The sequence below is a fragment of the Novosphingobium sp. genome (assembly GCF_024642085.1).
Lineage (GTDB): Bacteria > Pseudomonadota > Alphaproteobacteria > Sphingomonadales > Sphingomonadaceae > Novosphingobium.
Window position 1 is genome coordinate 69,133 of record NZ_JAHEBV010000011.1, and the last position, 14,775, is coordinate 83,907.

The following is a 14,775-nucleotide window of genomic DNA, read 5'->3' on the forward strand; positions in this document are numbered from 1 at the left end:
TACCAAATTGTTGCGTTGCCAAGCGAAGGCGCGCGCCATATCACCGCAGCATGCCCCACAGCCGCCGCATGGCCTTGATGCCGTCCGATACTGAACGTGCGCGCGAGGCTGCGGAAGTCTTGCAGAAGACGTTTTCTTTTGTGCCGCTGGAAGATGCTGAAATCCTGGTGGTGCTTGGCGGTGACGGACACATGTTGCATTGCCTGCACCACATGCTGGACAATGGCCGCGTGATTCCAGCCTATGGCCTCAACTACGGCACGGTCGGTTTCATGATGAACAAACCGAAGTCGAGCCGGACACTGGAAGAACGGATCGCCCGCGCCAAGCCGCTGGCGGTCACCCCTCTCAACATGGTGGCGACGACGGGCAGCGGCGCGGAAAGATCGTTCTGCGCGATCAACGAAGTGTCCTTGCTTCGTGAAACACGCCAGACCGCCAAGCTGGAAATCTCGGTCAACGGCAAGGTCCGCCTGCCCGAACTGTTTTGTGACGGCATCCTGGTCGCAACGCCGGCTGGATCGACTGCCTACAATCTGTCGGCCAACGGGCCGATCCTGCCGATGGGATCGAACATGCTGGCGCTCACCCCGATCAGCCCATTTCGCCCTCGCCGCTGGCGCGGGGCGATTATTCCCGATCATTACGAAATGCAGTTCCGAGTGATTGAGCCGGTAAAGCGACCCGTCGCGGTGGTGGCTGACCAGAAGGAGCTGCGCGACGTCCACACCGTCAATGTCCGTGTGGCACACGAGATGCGGCTCGAATTGCTGTTCGATCCAGGCCGCACGCTGGAAGAACGGATTTTTGCCGAGCAGTTTCATTTCTGATGATATTTTGAACGCGCCCTGCTTGCCAAACGGCAAGGCGCTGCTATAGGCCCACCCCTGTCGACAAGGCGGCCCGAGCATTCCCCGATAGCTCAGCGGTAGAGTAGGTGACTGTTAATCACTTGGTCGTAGGTTCGAATCCTACTCGGGGAGCCACCTTTGAACAGCAAACAGGCCCTGCCATGCGGTGGGGCCTTTTTCGTCTCAGGTCAGCAGCAGCCTGCTCCCGGCCCATACCGTCAGTGCAGCAGTCAACCAGCGGATCACCCGTTCTGGCAGGAACCTTAGTACAAGGACGCTGCCAAGCTGCCCGCCCAGCACTACAGCTATCAGCAGCGGCAAAGCCCCGGTCATTGCTTCTGCAAAGCGGTCAGGGCCATTCTTCGCCAATTGCCCCGCCAGACCGGCCAGCGAATTGATCAGGATGAACAGGCTGGTCGTGGCGGCAATCTCGCGCGCCTGGGCCCAGCGGGTCAGGTGAAGCAGCGGCGCAAGGAATATACCGCCGCCGATGCCGACCAATCCTGCCAGATAGCCCAGCGGCGCGGCAGCAAATGTCATAAAGCGCGCTGCCGGGAGCGGATCGCCAGTTCCCCCGGGTGATCGCGGCAGCAGCAGCGCCAGACCAGCCCCGACCAGGCTGAGGCCAAGCACGATCAGGAAGGCATGCTGCTTGATCGGGGTCAGCCCGCCAAGGAACGCCAATGGCGCAGCAATCAACGACAGGATCAACGCCCGCCGCCACGGCACCGTGCCACCGCGCGCAAAGCGCAGCGTGCTGCCCGTCACCACCACGACGTTGCACGCCAGACTGACCAGCGGAAGCAGCAGGTAATCGAACCCGACCAGCGTGAGCAGCGCGCTGTAGGTGGAACCCCCGCCGAATCCGACCGATGCGTAAAGAAGCGCGGTCAAGAAGAAACCAAGGGGTAGCCAGATCATCGCTTAAGCCCCCTGACTTTGCCAGATCAGGCCGCTGCGCCGTGACAGTGTTTGTATTTCTGCCCCGATCCGCACGGGCACTGCGCGTTGCGCGACAGGCCCATCGATGCATAGGGATCACCATCGCCCGGCCGCGGCAGCAAGGCGCTGGCGGCTGATGCCTCGGCCGCACCGGCACCCAGCGCGCTCATCATCGCCGCAGCCCCCGGGATCGATCCGGGCGCATCGTTTTCACCGGTGAACGGATCGATGTGACTGGTCAGGAAGTCCGGCAGGTCTGGTAATTCGACCTGATCCGACATGCGCAGTTCGCTGTTCATCAGGATGCGGGTGACGTCTTCGCGGATCGCGTCGAGCATCCGTTCAAACAGGCTAAATGCCTCGGCCTTGTATTCATTGATGGGTGTCTTCTGGGCATAGGCCCGCAGGAACACGACCTGGCGAAGCGCATCAAGGGTTGCCAGATGCTCTTTCCAATAGTGATCGAGCCGTTCGAGCAGGATCTGCTTTTCAACAAGGCGCCAGGTCGCACTGTCTTGGCCGACCTTGGCGTCCATTTTGGCATCGGCCGCGGTACGAATCCGTGTTTCGATATCTTCTGGCTCAAGACCGTCTTCGTTCAGCCAGTCCACGATCGGCAGATCGAGGCCGAGCGTGTCTGCGACCTTGGCGGTCAGGCTTTCGAGGTTCCATTGTTCGGGATAGGATCCGGGCGGGCACACATCGCCGACCATCGCGTTGATAGTATCATGGCGCATGTCGATGACCACGTCGTCGACCGCTTCGGAATCCATGATGTCCGAGCGCTGCTCATAGATCACCTTGCGCTGGTCATTCATCACGTCATCGTATTCAACCACCTGCTTGCGAATGTCGTAATTGCGCGCTTCGACCTTTTTCTGCGCGGTCTCGATCGCCTTCGACAACCAACGCGAACCGATTGCCTCGCCGTCGGCAAGGTTGCTGTTCATCATCTTGGAAAACAGCGTATCGGGCCCGAAGATACGCAGCAGATCGTCCTCAAGGCAGAGGTAGAACTTCGACAGCCCGGGATCGCCCTGGCGGCCTGAACGGCCGCGCAGCTGGTTGTCGATGCGGCGGCTTTCGTGCCGCTCGGTGCCGATCACGCAAAGTCCGCCGGCGGCCAGCACCTGGGCCTTCTCGGCGTCGACCTCGGCCTCAATCCGGGCGATGGCGGTATCACGCGCGGCGCCCTCGGGCACCTCGGCAAGTTCGTCCTCAACCCGGAACTCGGCATTACCGCCCAGCTTGATGTCTGTCCCGCGCCCGGCCATGTTGGTCGCGATAGTGACTGCGCCCAGCCGGCCTGCCTGCGCGACGATGTGCGCTTCCATTTCATGGAAACGGGCGTTTAGCACATTGTGCTTGACCCCCAGAGCATTGAGGTACTCCGACAGCATTTCCGACTTTTCGATAGACACGGTGCCAACCAGCACCGGCTGGCCGGCCACTGATTTTTCCTCAATCAGCTTGGCGATCGCCTGGAATTTGTCGGCGGTATTTTTGTAGAACTCATCCTCTTCGTCCACGCGAAGGACCGGCACGTTGGTCGGAATGGTGACCACGTTGATCTTGTAGATGTCGTAAAACTCTGCCGCTTCGGTCGCCGCGGTGCCGGTCATGCCCCCAATTTTCGGATACATGCGAAAATAGTTCTGGAAGGTGATCGAAGCCATGGTCTGGTTTTCAGGCTCGATGTTGACGCCTTCCTTGGCCTCGACCGCCTGGTGCAAACCGTTCGACCAGCGCCGGCCATCCATCATCCGGCCGGTAAACTCGTCGATGATGACGATCTTTTCGTCCTTGACGATATAGTCGATGTCCCGCTTGAACATGACGTTGGCCTTGAGGCTCTGGTCAAGGTGGTGGACGACCTGAGTGTTTTCCACATCGTACAGGTTCGACCCTTCGAGCAGGCCGGCCGCTTCGAGCTGGCGCTCAGCCCACTCGACGCCCTCTTCGGTCAGGCTGATGTTCTTGGTCTTTTCGTCCTTTTCGTAAAGGTCCTCAGGCAGCTGTTTCACCACGGCATCAACCGAGACGTACAAATCCGTTTTGTCATCGGTCGGGCCGGAAATAATCAGCGGCGTGCGCGCCTCGTCGATTAGCACCGAGTCAACTTCATCGACCACGGCATAGTTGAACGGCCGGTGGACCATCTGGCTACGCTCATGCTTCATGTTGTCGCGCAGGTAATCGAAGCCCAGTTCGTTGTTCGTGGCGTAGGTGATATCCGAGTTGTAGGCCTCTCGGCGCTCAAATTCGTTGAGGTTGGGGACGATCACGCCGACCGTCAGGCCCAGGAATTTGTATATCTGGCCCATCCATTCCGCATCGCGGCGGGCGAGATAGTCATTAACGGTAACTACGTGGACGCCCTTGCCTTCCAGGGCGTTGAGATAGACAGCCAGCGTCGCAACAAGGGTCTTGCCCTCGCCCGTGCGCATTTCGGCGATTTCACCGCGGTGAAGTACGATCCCGCCAACCATCTGTACGTCAAAGTGCCGCATGCCCAGCACCCGCTGCGATGCTTCGCGCACCGTGGCGAAGGCCTCGGGAAGAATATCGTCAAGCGTGCGGCCATCGGACATTTGCGTACGGAACTTCTCGGTCTGGGCGCTCAGCTCATCATTGCTGAGTGCCTGCATCGTGGGTTCAAACGCGGAAATCTGCCGCACAATCTTGTCGAGCGACTTGACATAGCGGTCATTGGACGAGCCGAATACGGCCTTGGCGATGGAGCCGAGCATGGCATTATTCCTGAAAAAAAGCGTGATAGTGAAATGGCCCGCGACGGCAGGTGGCTGCCGCGCAGACCGAAAGGACAGGCGGTTGATGCGGCGCTATTCGAGCGCGCGATCGACCCCAAAATAAACCGAAGGAATGTAGACCCGCGAGCGCACGCCGCGGGACCTGTTCGCCGATTTTTCGCGACGTACGATGCGGCAGCTTGGCTGCTCTGTCGCGGCTATCGTAGCGGTGCAGACGCGTGCCGCAGTTTCAATCCGTTCTACCGCACCTATTTCCGCACTGCCGGTGCCGTTCATGCGCGCATGGGCCGGTGCGACCGGCGCAACAATCCCGGCGAACAGCGCCAGCAGGGCAAGGAATATACGGTTCATCGCCAGGCGATATAGAGCGGTGAGGTTAACGCGTCCAGTACAGTGCCGCTTTCACGGCATGTGAATCAAACACCGCGCCTGCCCGGGGGCAGACGCGGTGCTTAAAAACCAGGAATGCGAGGCGTTGCGCCCTGGCAGGACCGTCTTAGTTGACGGCGTCCTTCAGGCCCTTGCCGGCCTTGAACTTGGGCTGCGACGACGCCTTGATCGACATCGGTTCGCCGGTGCGTGGGTTGCGTCCGGTAGAAGCCTTGCGCTTGGCCACCGAGAAGGTGCCGAAGCCGACGAGGCGGACTTCATCGCCGCTTTTCAGTGCGCCGGAGATGGCATCGAAGACGCCTTCGACAGCCTTGGTTGCATCACCTTTGGTCAGGCCGCTCGAGTCTGCGACGGCACTGATGAGATCGTTCTTGTTCATTCGGGAACCCCCTAATGTCTTGGGATAACGGTGTTTGTTGATTCGCCTCGAAAGGTGGGCGGACTTGAACCGGTTTTCGGCAAGCTGTCAAAGCCAAACCGGCAAATTAACGCGCTAATATCCACGATTTTCCGCCATTTTCGACGAAATGAGTGCTTGTATGGCCTCTTTGCATCGATGGTGCACCGCAACATTCAGATATGATACGCAAATACCGCAATGCAGCATCTGCGGATCGCCGAATCAATGTGCGGTATGAGTCGAACCGGAAGGTTCGGCGCCAGCGGCCGCAGGCTGGCTCGACAGGTCGTCGGCCTCGCTCCATTCAATCGCTTCCAAAGGCGCAGTCAGTGCCCGTTCGAGCACCTCGTCAACATGCGCGACGGGGATGATCTCCAGCGCTTCGATGACGTTGGCCGGGATCTCGGCCAGATCCTTGCGGTTTTCTTCGGGAATAAGCACCGTCTTTATCCCGCCGCGCAGCGCCGCAAGCAGCTTTTCCTTCAGCCCGCCGATAGCCAGCACGCGGCCACGCAAGGTGACCTCACCGGTCATGGCAATATCCTTGCGCACCGGAATGCCCGACAGTGTCGAAACTATCGATGTGACCATTCCGATCCCGGCTGACGGGCCGTCCTTGGGGACCGCGCCTTCGGGCAAGTGAATGTGAATGTCCTTGCGCGCGATCAGACTGGGCTTGATCCCGTACGCCGGGCTGCGCGCCCGAACGAAGCTGTAAGCTGCCTGGATCGATTCGTTCATGACTTCGCCCAGCTTGCCGGTGGTCTTCACGGTACCTTTGCCCGGGACCGTGACGCTTTCGATGGTGAGCAGCTCGCCGCCCACTTCGGTCCAGGCGAGGCCCGTCACTGCACCGACCTGGTGCTCTTCCTCCGCCACGCCATAACGGAACTTGCGCACGCCGGCGAAGTCACCCAGGTTTTCCGGAGTGATCGCAACGACAGTGTCCTTGCCTTCCAGAATGCGGCGCAGCGATTTGCGAGCCAGCCGGGCAATTTCACGCTCAAGAGTCCGCACTCCGGCTTCGCGGGTGTAATAACGGATGAGATCACGCAGCGCCTCGGTGGTGAGAGTAAACTCACCCTCCTTCAACCCGTGCGCCTCGACCTGCTTGGCGACCAAGTGCCGCTCAGCAATTTCGACCTTTTCATCTTCGGTATAACCCTCAAGCCGGATGATTTCCATTCGGTCGAGCAGAGGTTGCGGCAGGTTGAGGCTGTTGGCCGTGCAGACAAACATCACGTCCGACAGGTCAAAATCGAGCTCAAGGTAATGATCCTGAAACTTGGCATTCTGTTCAGGATCAAGCACTTCAAGCAAGGCAGATGCCGGGTCTCCGCGGAAATCCTGGCCCAGCTTGTCGATTTCGTCGAGCAAAAACAGTGGATTGCTCGCCCCGGCCTTTTTGAGGTTGGTGATGATCTTGCCGGGTAACGAGCCTATGTAGGTCCGGCGGTGGCCGCGAATCTCGGCTTCGTCGCGCACTCCGCCCAGAGACTGGCGAATAAACTCACGCCCTGTCGCACGCGCCAGGGACTTGCCCAGGCTGGTTTTGCCCACACCCGGAGGACCGACTAAACACAGGATCGGACCCTTGAGCTTGTTGGTACGGGCCTGAACCGCCAGATATTCAACAATCCGGTCCTTGACCTTGTCGAGCGCATAATGATCTGCATCGAGGATTGCCTGCGCCGCGCCGATGTCTTTCTTCAGCTTGGAACGCTTGCCCCACGGCAGGCCCAGCAACACGTCCAGGTAATTGCGGATGACCGTCGCTTCGGCGCTCATCGGCTGCATTGACTTGAGCTTTTTGAGTTCGGCGTTGGCCTTGGTGCGGGCTTCCTTTGACAGCTTGAGCTTGTCAATCTTGGCCTGCAATTCGGCCATCTCGTCAGCTTCACCATCGTCGCCGCCGCCCAGTTCCGACTGGATCGCCTTCATCTGTTCATTGAGGTAATATTCGCGCTGGGTTTTTTCCATCTGACGCTTCACGCGCCCGCGAATGCGGCGTTCGACCTGCAATACGCCCAGTTCGCCTTCCATGAAGGAATAGGCCATTTCCAGCCGCTTCAAGGGATCGGCCTCGCTCAGCATTGCCTGCTTGTCCGAAACCTTGGCCTGGATGTGCGAGGCGACAGCGTCGGCCAGCGCAGAGGCATCGACGATTTCGCCCAGGTTTTCGCCCGCTTCGCTTGGCAGCTTTTTGTTGAGCTTGGCATATTCGCCGAACGCTTCGACTACCGAGCGCATCATGCCAGCCACTTCGTTGCCCGACACCGAAACCGGATCAACCAGCTGGATGTTGGCCGTTACATAATCGCCGTTGGCGCCGCCGATGACCTTCAGTTCTTCCAGCGTGGCGCGCTGCTTGGCCTCAACCAATACGCGGACCGTACCGTCCGGCAGTTTCAGAAGCTGCAGCACTGTCGCGATCACGCCGACGTCGAACAGGTCCTGATCGTCGGGATCATCGCAGCCCGGATCAAGCTGGGCGAGCAGGAAGATATCCTTGTCGTCGCTGGCGGCCATAGCCGTTTCCAGCGCGGCGACCGATTTGTCGCGGCCGACAAACAGCGGCACGACCATGCCGGGAAATACGACTATGTCGCGCAAGGGAAGCAGGGGAAGCGTCTTGGTCATGGCTTAATCCAGTTCGGCGCGAATGCGCGCCGTGCGGGTGAATCCCGCCTTTGCATCGGGATATGGGGTTGACCCGCGCGGCGCGCAATGCCGGAGCCCAATCTGGCTGTGGAATGCAGGGCTTGCCTGATGGCTTCTTGCCAATTGGTTGCCGTGCGTTACGCAGAGACCCGCACTCTATCCGGGACACGTCATGCGCACCTTCATTGCAGCCACTACACTTGTTATTCTGTTCGCGTCCCCCGCCCTTGCCGGCGACACGGTAATTACCGCTGACCGATATCTTGACGTGACGAGCGGCACCTATGTCGAACATCCGGCCATTTTCGTGGGCGAAGATGGGCGTATCACCTCGATTGCCGATGCGCGGACAGTGCGCTGGACCGCTGACACAAGTCATATCGACATGGGCGGCAAGACATTGATTCCGGGCCTGATCGACATGCACGTCCACCTCGACAGTCCGGCCGACATCGGCGGGTATCGAGGGCTGGAGTTTACCGACAGCTTCTTTGCAGTGTCCGCTGTAGCCAATGGCCGCGCCATGCTTGATGCCGGGTTCACTACGGTACGCAACGTCGGGTCGGCCAATTGGGATGACATCGGACTGCAGCAGGCAATCGACAACGGCTATGTCACCGGCCCGCGGATCATCGGCGCGGGTTATGCGCTGGGAGTGACAGGCGGTCACTGCGATGTCACCGGCTTTCCGCCCGGGATGGAACCGGGCCGAAAAGCACAGGGCGTGGGCGATTCGCCCGATGAACTGCGCTTCCAGGTGCGGCGCCAGAAAAAGTATGGCGCCCAGGTGATCAAGGTTTGTGCAACCGGCGGGGTCTTTTCTCACAACGACGAACCCGGTCAGCAGCAGCTTACCCAGGCCGAGCTGGATGCGGTTGCCGACGAAGCACATATGGCCGGACTTCGGGTTGCCGCCCATGCGCACGGTGCAGCGGGGATCAAGGCCGCGATCCGGGCCGGGATCGACACCATAGAACACGCCAGCCTGGTCGACGATGAAGGGATCAAGATGGCGGTTGCGCGCAAGCAGCCGGTCTGGTTTTCGATGGATATCTACAACACAGATTACACCCAGGCCGAGGGCAAGAAGAACGGCGTGCTGGAAGACAGCCTGCGCAAGGACCGCGAAATCGGCCAGATCCAGCGCGACAATTTCCGTAAAGCATTCAAAGCCGGCGTACGCATGGTGTTCGGCAGCGACGCCGGGGTGATGCCCCATGGTCAGGTAGGCAAACAGTTCAATACCATGGTTACATATGGCATGACCCCGCTGGACGCGATCCGCGCCGCAACGCTTAATGCCGCGCAGGCGCTGGGACGCGCTGGCGATGTCGGCCAGATTTCCATCGGACGTTATGCCGATTTGGTGGCTGTCGACGGCGATCCGCTTAAAGATGTCCGCTTGCTTGAACACGTCAGCGGTGTGGTCAAGGGCGGCAAGATTATCGAACCGGCGCGTTAGGAACAGCCATGCCCACAGATCAGACGAATGCCGTGCTGAGCAAAGTACCAGCGATTACGCTGGGCTTTTGGATCATCAAGATCCTTGCGACCACACTGGGAGAAACCGGCGGCGATTCGCTGTCGATGACCTATGATTTCGGTTACCTGGCAAGCAGCGCGATTTTCATCGTGCCGCTTATTGTGCTGGTTCTTGCGCAGATCAGGGCGAAGCAATTTCACCCTCTGCTCTACTGGGCCACGATTATCGCTTCCACCACCGCAGGCACCACCATGGCCGATTTCGCCACCCGTTCGATCGGCATCGGTTATCCGGGCGGATCGGTATTGCTGTTTGGCTCAGTCCTCGCCTGCCTGTTTGCCTGGCACCGTTCGATGGGGACGGTCAACGTCAACACTATCGCAACCGCAAGAGCCGAAGCGTTCTACTGGTTGACCATAACGTTTTCGCAGACGCTCGGAACCGCGCTGGGCGATTGGCTGGCCGCGCCCCTTGATGACCTGCCGCCTGGTATCGGTCTGGGTTATGTGGGCGGTGCGGCGGTGTTCGGCGCCGCGCTTGCAGGCGTCGCCGCCCTATATCTTTGGACCAAAGCCAGCCGGGTCATGCTGTTTTGGGCAGCATTCATCCTGACCCGGCCGCTGGGCGCCACAGTGGGCGACTTTCTTGACAAGCCGCTGGCCAAGGGCGGACTGGAACTCAGCCGCCCACTCGCATCATTGGTGCTTGCTGGCGTCATTCTCGCGCTAGTGCTGATACTGCCGCAGCGCGCTGGTGAGCATCCAGGTGCCAAAGCCTGAATCACATCCCCGGCAGCTTGAACCCCGGAGGCAATCCCATACCCTGCTGCATCGATGCCATTTCACGGCCCGCAACCTCGTCCGCCTTGGCGCGGGCATCGTTGAAGGCGGCGGCGATCAGATCTTCCAGAATGCCCTTTTCAGATGGTTGAAGCAGGCTTTCGTCGATTGCCACGCCAATAATGCGGCCCTTGGCCGTAGCGCGCACCGATACCAGACCGCCGCCAGCCCTGCCTTCAACCTCTATCCCGTCAAGCTTGGTCTGGCTTTCTTCCATCTGCTTGCTGATGGTCTCTGCCGCCTGCTGGGCCGCCTTGATCATCTCTTCCATCGACTTCACGTCATCTGCTCCATCTGTTGCCGCCCTGCGCAGCGCGCGTGTCGGGACTTTCTTCGATTATCTGTGCATCGGGAAACGCGGCAAATGCCGCTGCGACCAGCGGGTGAGCCATCATCGCGGCACGTTCCGCTTCCTTTATCGCCTCGGCCTGTTCGCGCAGGCTTGGCTGGCCGGCGCCTTCGCCTCGGGTAACCTGCCAGCGCTCGCCCGTGGCGCGCAGCAAAGCGTCGCGCAATTCAGCCGTCGGATCCCCGGAATAGCCCGGAGCCAGGGCATAAAGCAGTTCAGTAGGTTTAAGGTCGATGACCCGCACCCAGTCACGCATGACCTGGGCCAGGCGCAGCTGCCCCGACTGATCAACCGTTTCAACCAGCGCGCGCCAAGGCAAATCGGGGGCCGGCAAAGGTTGAGCTGCGGCGGCGGACGGCTCAAGCTGCGCAGCAGGTAAAGCGGAGCCGCCGCTTGCCGCAAGTGCCTCAAGCTTCTTCACCAAAGCGCCAGGATCGGGCATGTCGCTGGCGTGCAGGACACGCAGCAAAGCCATTTTGGCTGCGACCAGCGGATCGGGCGCGGTCCGCACTTCGTCATGGCCTTTCAGCAGCAACTGCCACAGCCGGTGGACCTGGCCTGGCGTAAGACGTTCAGCCCACCCATCCAAGGCTTCGCGCTCTTCAGCCGAAACGGCTTCGACAGCGCTTTTGCCCAGCTGGGCCACTGCAATCCGGTGAGCCAGCTCCATGGTCGAGCGCATCAACGCCAGTGGCTCTATCCCCAGCGCGAACTGCTGGTCGATCAGATCAAGCAGCGCGCTTCCGTCTCCCGCCAGCATGGCGGCGAAAAGGCGGCGCTGGGCTGTTTTGTCCGCCAATCCCAGCATGTCCTGGACCTGGGCTACGGTGACCGCACCTTGTCCGCCAAGGTCAGCATGAGCAATCGCCTGGTCGAGTATAGACAGCCCGTCGCGCACCGATCCTTCGGCAGCAGCAGCAATCATTGCCAAAGCCTCGTCCTCGGCATCAACGTTTTCAGCCTTGCAGATTGCCGCGAAGTGATCCGCAAGCATCGACGTGGCGATACGGCGCAAGTCAAAGCGCTGGCAGCGGCTCAGCACGGTAACCGGCAACTTGTCGACCTCGGTGGTGGCGAACAGGAACTTCACATGCCCCGGCGGCTCTTCCAGTGTCTTTAGCAGCGCGTTGAAGGCGTTGCGGCTTAGCATATGGACTTCGTCGATGATGTAGATCTTGTAGCGCGCCGAAACCGCAGCATACCGCACTGCCTCGATAATCTCGCGCACATCGTCGACACCGGTGTGGCTGGCGGCGTCCATTTCGATCACGTCGATGTGGCGCCCTTCGGCAATGGCAACGCACGGTTCGCACCGGCCGCATGGGTCGATCGTGGGCCCTCCCAGCCCGTCAGCGCCGACACAATTAAGCGCCTTGGCAATCAACCTTGCGGTGCTGGTCTTTCCCACGCCCCGGACGCCGGTCATCAGGAAGGCGTGCGCCAGCCGATCACGCTTGATGGCGTTGCCCAGTGTCTGGACCATCGCGTCCTGCCCGATCAGCGCACTGAAAGTCTGCGGGCGGTATTTGCGCGCCAGCACGCGATAGGGCTGCGCGGGCGAACCAGCCGCGGAAACTGCAATGGCAGCCACGGATGCAACAGGCACGGCTTCAGGCGCGCCGAACATTGCGCCCTGACCCGCCTCTTCAAGTTCGGCAACGGTCGGGGCGGCGGCGGCGTGGTCCGGCTCGTCGCCGAAGATATCGGGGGAATCACCCATGGTCGCAGACTAGGCGGAGGCAGCTTGATTGTCGAAGGTAAAGGAGCCGGCCGACCCGCCGCAACCCGTTGTGGCTGCTTCCTTCCGGACCTGACCAGATTGGCGAGCGCAAACGTCCGACCGACTCCCGGCGGCGCATATGGCGGCGGTGTCGCGTTTAAGCAAGTCTACTGTGCAGGGCACGCGTAGGATCGTGGGCGACTCGCTCCAAGGGGGCATGTCAAATGGCCGGGCTGTCCCAGTTCGGCTGCGAAGCGGATCTGGCCATTGCTTACCTGCGCGACCCAAGCACTGACCGGGTCCGCTTCATTCATCAAGACCCAGCAGGCGCTGCGCGATCAGCGAAAATTGTCGGCGTAGGTCTGCAGCTTCAGCCGGCGCGGCGGAACTGTATGAACTGCCGCATCGATGCCATAACGCACGGCATAGGCCTGCGCGTCTTCCGCCGAACCAAAAGTCAGCTGAACCTGGCTTTGTGTATCGCCGGAACCAGCCCAGCCCATCAGCGGATCAGCTTTTCGTGCTTCTGCCGGAACAAAGTCGAGGATCCATTCACCAAGCCGGGCCTTACCCGACTGCATGGCGTTTTTGGGACGTTGATAGATGCGTGCGGCCATGGCCTGCGCCCTAGCGTCGTTTGGCACGCCAAATCAAGCCGGCATCAGCCGCTCCTGTTAAAGGCGTTCTTGGTCTTCAGGCTGGGCGCCTCGGTCCACGGCTGGTCCGGCCAGCGATGCTTGGGGTAGCGGCCCTTCATGTCGCGCTGCACGTCCTTCCACGATCCGCGCCAGAAACCGGGCAGATCGCGTGTAGTTTGCAGCGGCTTGCCGCCGGGATCGGTCAGCTTGAGAAGCAGGGGCTGAGGCGGTTGCCCAAACGTGGGATGCTGGTCAAGCCCGAACAGCGCCTGGACGCGCAATTCCACGCTTGGCCCGCCGGGATCATCATAATCTATTGCGTGACTGGTCCCTGCCGGGCTGGCGAACTGTGCCGGGGCGTGCCGCTCAAGCGCTTGCTGCGCAGCATAGTCCAGCCTGCCGCGCAGCGCTTCGTGGAGCTTTGCCGGATCGGTCTGGTCCAGCCGGCGCGACAGCAAGGGGCCAAGCCAGACGGATGCATCCGCTTTCAGTGCATCATCGCCCAGCGCCGCAATCATGGCATAGCGCGCGCGGCGCAGAAGCGCCTGGCTGGCTTTCGAAAGCGGCAAAATATCGAGGCCTTCCCTCGCAATCTTTTCCACAAGGAACAACCGGATCGCTTCCGGATCGGGGGCAGCATCGGACCCGCGAGCAAAGGTGATCGCCCCCAAGCAGGTTTCGACCAAGGCCTCAACTCTGCCCTCGTCCGCGACCCAGCGCAGCGTGCTGCGGCGCGTGGTGCGGTGCGCCAGCCAGCGAAGAACATCTGTTTCGTCGAGCGCAATGGCGCTTGTTATCCGCGCGCCTTTGGCTTCACCCTGGGCACCGCCAACGGCCAGCCATCCTGCCCGTGCCAGGGGCGATGCGGGATCGAGCCGAAGCCCGCGCCCTCCCGCGGTGATCCAGTTTTCTCCCGACACATCGCGGCGGCGGGCGATGTTGTGCGGATATGCCTCGGCCAGAAGCACGCCCAATGGCAGCGATGGCGCATGAGCGTTGGCAGAGTCAGCCTGACCTGGATTAAAACCGCGCGCAAGTTTGGCCCAGCGTGCCGCCAGCTCGTCCGAAGCCCTGGCACGGCCAGAACGGTCGCGGTCCCAGTGCTGCATCCGTGCGGCAAGGTCATCGCTGCGCCCGCCCAATCCGCGCTCTTGCAGCAACAGAGCCAAGCGAGCTGCAGCAAGCTCCTCGCCGTGCTGTGCCGCATAGAGCAGCATGTGAGCCGCCGCTGGATCCATGGGCAAACGTGCCATGTTGCGGCCGTGCGGCGTTATCGTGCCCGCCGCGTCAAGCGCACGAAGCGCCTGTAGACTTCGCGTTGCTGCAGCCAGTGCTGCGCCGGGTGGTGGATCGATCCAAGGTAATGCTGCAGGTTCTGCTGCACCCCATTGCGCCAAGGTAAGCCGCAGCGGCGCCAGATCCGACGTCAACATTTCGGGCGGGTCAAACTCGGGCCTTCCGGCATGCGCAGCCTCTTCCCAAAGACGATAAGCGACCCCTTGACCTTGCCGGGCAGCACGCCCGGCACGCTGCGCGGCGGCGGCCTGGCTTGCCCGGTGAGTGACCAGCCGTGTGACCCCAGCCGCTTTGTCATACTCGGCGCGGCGCGACAGACCGGCATCGACGACCACCGCAACCCCGTCCAGCGTAAGCGAGGTTTCGGCGATAGCCGTGGCCAGAACGATTCGGCGTTGCCCGCCGGGATCGCGGCCAATGGCCGCGCGCTGGGCG

12 protein-coding genes, 1 tRNA gene and 1 other RNA gene are annotated in these 14,775 nt (G+C 61.0%); 4 read left to right on the forward strand and 10 right to left on the reverse strand.

Going from position 1 to position 14,775, the window contains the following annotated elements; translation table 11 throughout:
• Positions 1–50 precede the first annotated feature (50 nt).
• Together Q0L62_RS06860 and Q0L62_RS06865 are read left to right on the forward strand one after the other, a co-directional pair.
• Positions 51–830, forward strand: a complete 780-nt coding sequence (locus Q0L62_RS06860; RefSeq protein ID WP_296678254.1) for an NAD kinase — start codon at positions 51–53, stop codon at positions 828–830.
• Positions 831–911: 81 nt separating this feature from the next.
• Positions 912–986: transfer RNA gene (locus tag Q0L62_RS06865), tRNA-Asn, on the forward strand.
• Positions 987–1,034: 48 nt separating this feature from the next.
• Here the strand turns inward: Q0L62_RS06865 and Q0L62_RS06870 are convergent.
• The 5 genes from Q0L62_RS06870 to lon form a co-directional block, all read right to left on the reverse strand.
• Positions 1,035–1,772 (reverse strand): sulfite exporter TauE/SafE family protein, encoded by a 738-nt coding sequence (locus Q0L62_RS06870; RefSeq protein ID WP_296678256.1) that lies wholly within the window; start codon positions 1,770–1,772, stop codon positions 1,035–1,037.
• A 26-nt stretch (positions 1,773–1,798) separates the two neighbouring features.
• Positions 1,799–4,543 (reverse strand): preprotein translocase subunit SecA, encoded by a 2,745-nt coding sequence (gene secA, locus Q0L62_RS06875; RefSeq protein ID WP_296678258.1) that lies wholly within the window; start codon positions 4,541–4,543, stop codon positions 1,799–1,801.
• A 93-nt stretch (positions 4,544–4,636) separates the two neighbouring features.
• On the reverse strand, positions 4,637–4,915 hold the full coding sequence (locus tag Q0L62_RS06880; protein ID WP_296678260.1) for a hypothetical protein: 279 nt from the start codon (positions 4,913–4,915) through the stop codon (positions 4,637–4,639).
• Positions 4,916–5,060: 145 nt separating this feature from the next.
• Positions 5,061–5,375: an HU family DNA-binding protein gene (locus Q0L62_RS06885; protein WP_296678278.1), complete on the reverse strand. Its 315-nt coding sequence runs from the start codon at positions 5,373–5,375 to the stop codon at positions 5,061–5,063.
• Positions 5,376–5,576: 201 nt separating this feature from the next.
• Positions 5,577–7,994 carry an endopeptidase La gene (gene lon, locus Q0L62_RS06890; protein ID WP_296678262.1) on the reverse strand — a complete coding sequence of 806 codons (2,418 nt, stop codon included), beginning with the start codon at positions 7,992–7,994 and terminating at the stop codon, positions 5,577–5,579.
• A 193-nt stretch (positions 7,995–8,187) separates the two neighbouring features.
• On the opposite strand from lon, the gene Q0L62_RS06895 reads away from it, so the two are divergent.
• Together Q0L62_RS06895 and Q0L62_RS06900 are read left to right on the forward strand one after the other, a co-directional pair.
• Complete coding sequence (locus Q0L62_RS06895; RefSeq protein ID WP_296678264.1) at positions 8,188–9,477, forward strand: amidohydrolase family protein; 1,290 nt, start codon at positions 8,188–8,190, stop codon at positions 9,475–9,477.
• A gap of 8 nt (positions 9,478–9,485) precedes the next feature.
• Positions 9,486–10,277: a hypothetical protein gene (locus tag Q0L62_RS06900; RefSeq protein ID WP_296678266.1), complete on the forward strand. Its 792-nt coding sequence runs from the start codon at positions 9,486–9,488 to the stop codon at positions 10,275–10,277.
• Position 10,278: 1 nt separating this feature from the next.
• Here Q0L62_RS06900 and Q0L62_RS06905 read toward each other — a convergent pair whose 3' ends face one another.
• The 5 genes from Q0L62_RS06905 to Q0L62_RS06925 all read right to left on the reverse strand — a co-directional run.
• Positions 10,279–10,617, reverse strand: a complete 339-nt coding sequence (locus Q0L62_RS06905; protein ID WP_296678268.1) for a YbaB/EbfC family nucleoid-associated protein — start codon at positions 10,615–10,617, stop codon at positions 10,279–10,281.
• 1 nt (position 10,618) lies between these two features.
• Positions 10,619–12,406: a DNA polymerase III subunit gamma/tau gene (locus tag Q0L62_RS06910; protein ID WP_296678270.1), complete on the reverse strand. Its 1,788-nt coding sequence runs from the start codon at positions 12,404–12,406 to the stop codon at positions 10,619–10,621.
• A gap of 36 nt (positions 12,407–12,442) precedes the next feature.
• Positions 12,443–12,537, reverse strand: an RNA gene (gene ffs / locus Q0L62_RS06915) — signal recognition particle sRNA small type.
• Between the two features lie 207 nt (positions 12,538–12,744).
• Positions 12,745–13,023, reverse strand: a complete 279-nt coding sequence (locus Q0L62_RS06920; protein ID WP_296678272.1) for an ETC complex I subunit — start codon at positions 13,021–13,023, stop codon at positions 12,745–12,747.
• Positions 13,024–13,067: 44 nt separating this feature from the next.
• On the reverse strand, positions 13,068–14,775 hold a 1,708-nt coding region (locus Q0L62_RS06925), incomplete at its 5' end, for an ATP-dependent helicase C-terminal domain-containing protein (RefSeq protein ID WP_296678274.1).

Coding starts and splice junctions, on each gene's coding strand:
- Q0L62_RS06860 (WP_296678254.1), top strand. CDS start 51: ATGCCCCACAGCCGCCGCATGGCCTTGATGCCGTCCGATACTGAACGT.
- Q0L62_RS06870 (WP_296678256.1), bottom strand. CDS start 1,772: ATGATCTGGCTACCCCTTGGTTTCTTCTTGACCGCGCTTCTTTACGCA.
- secA (WP_296678258.1), bottom strand. CDS start 4,543: ATGCTCGGCTCCATCGCCAAGGCCGTATTCGGCTCGTCCAATGACCGC.
- Q0L62_RS06880 (WP_296678260.1), bottom strand. CDS start 4,915: ATGAACCGTATATTCCTTGCCCTGCTGGCGCTGTTCGCCGGGATTGTT.
- lon (WP_296678262.1), bottom strand. CDS start 7,994: ATGACCAAGACGCTTCCCCTGCTTCCCTTGCGCGACATAGTCGTATTT.
- Q0L62_RS06895 (WP_296678264.1), top strand. CDS start 8,188: ATGCGCACCTTCATTGCAGCCACTACACTTGTTATTCTGTTCGCGTCC.
- Q0L62_RS06900 (WP_296678266.1), top strand. CDS start 9,486: ATGCCCACAGATCAGACGAATGCCGTGCTGAGCAAAGTACCAGCGATT.
- Q0L62_RS06910 (WP_296678270.1), bottom strand. CDS start 12,406: ATGGGTGATTCCCCCGATATCTTCGGCGACGAGCCGGACCACGCCGCC.
- Q0L62_RS06920 (WP_296678272.1), bottom strand. CDS start 13,023: ATGGCCGCACGCATCTATCAACGTCCCAAAAACGCCATGCAGTCGGGT.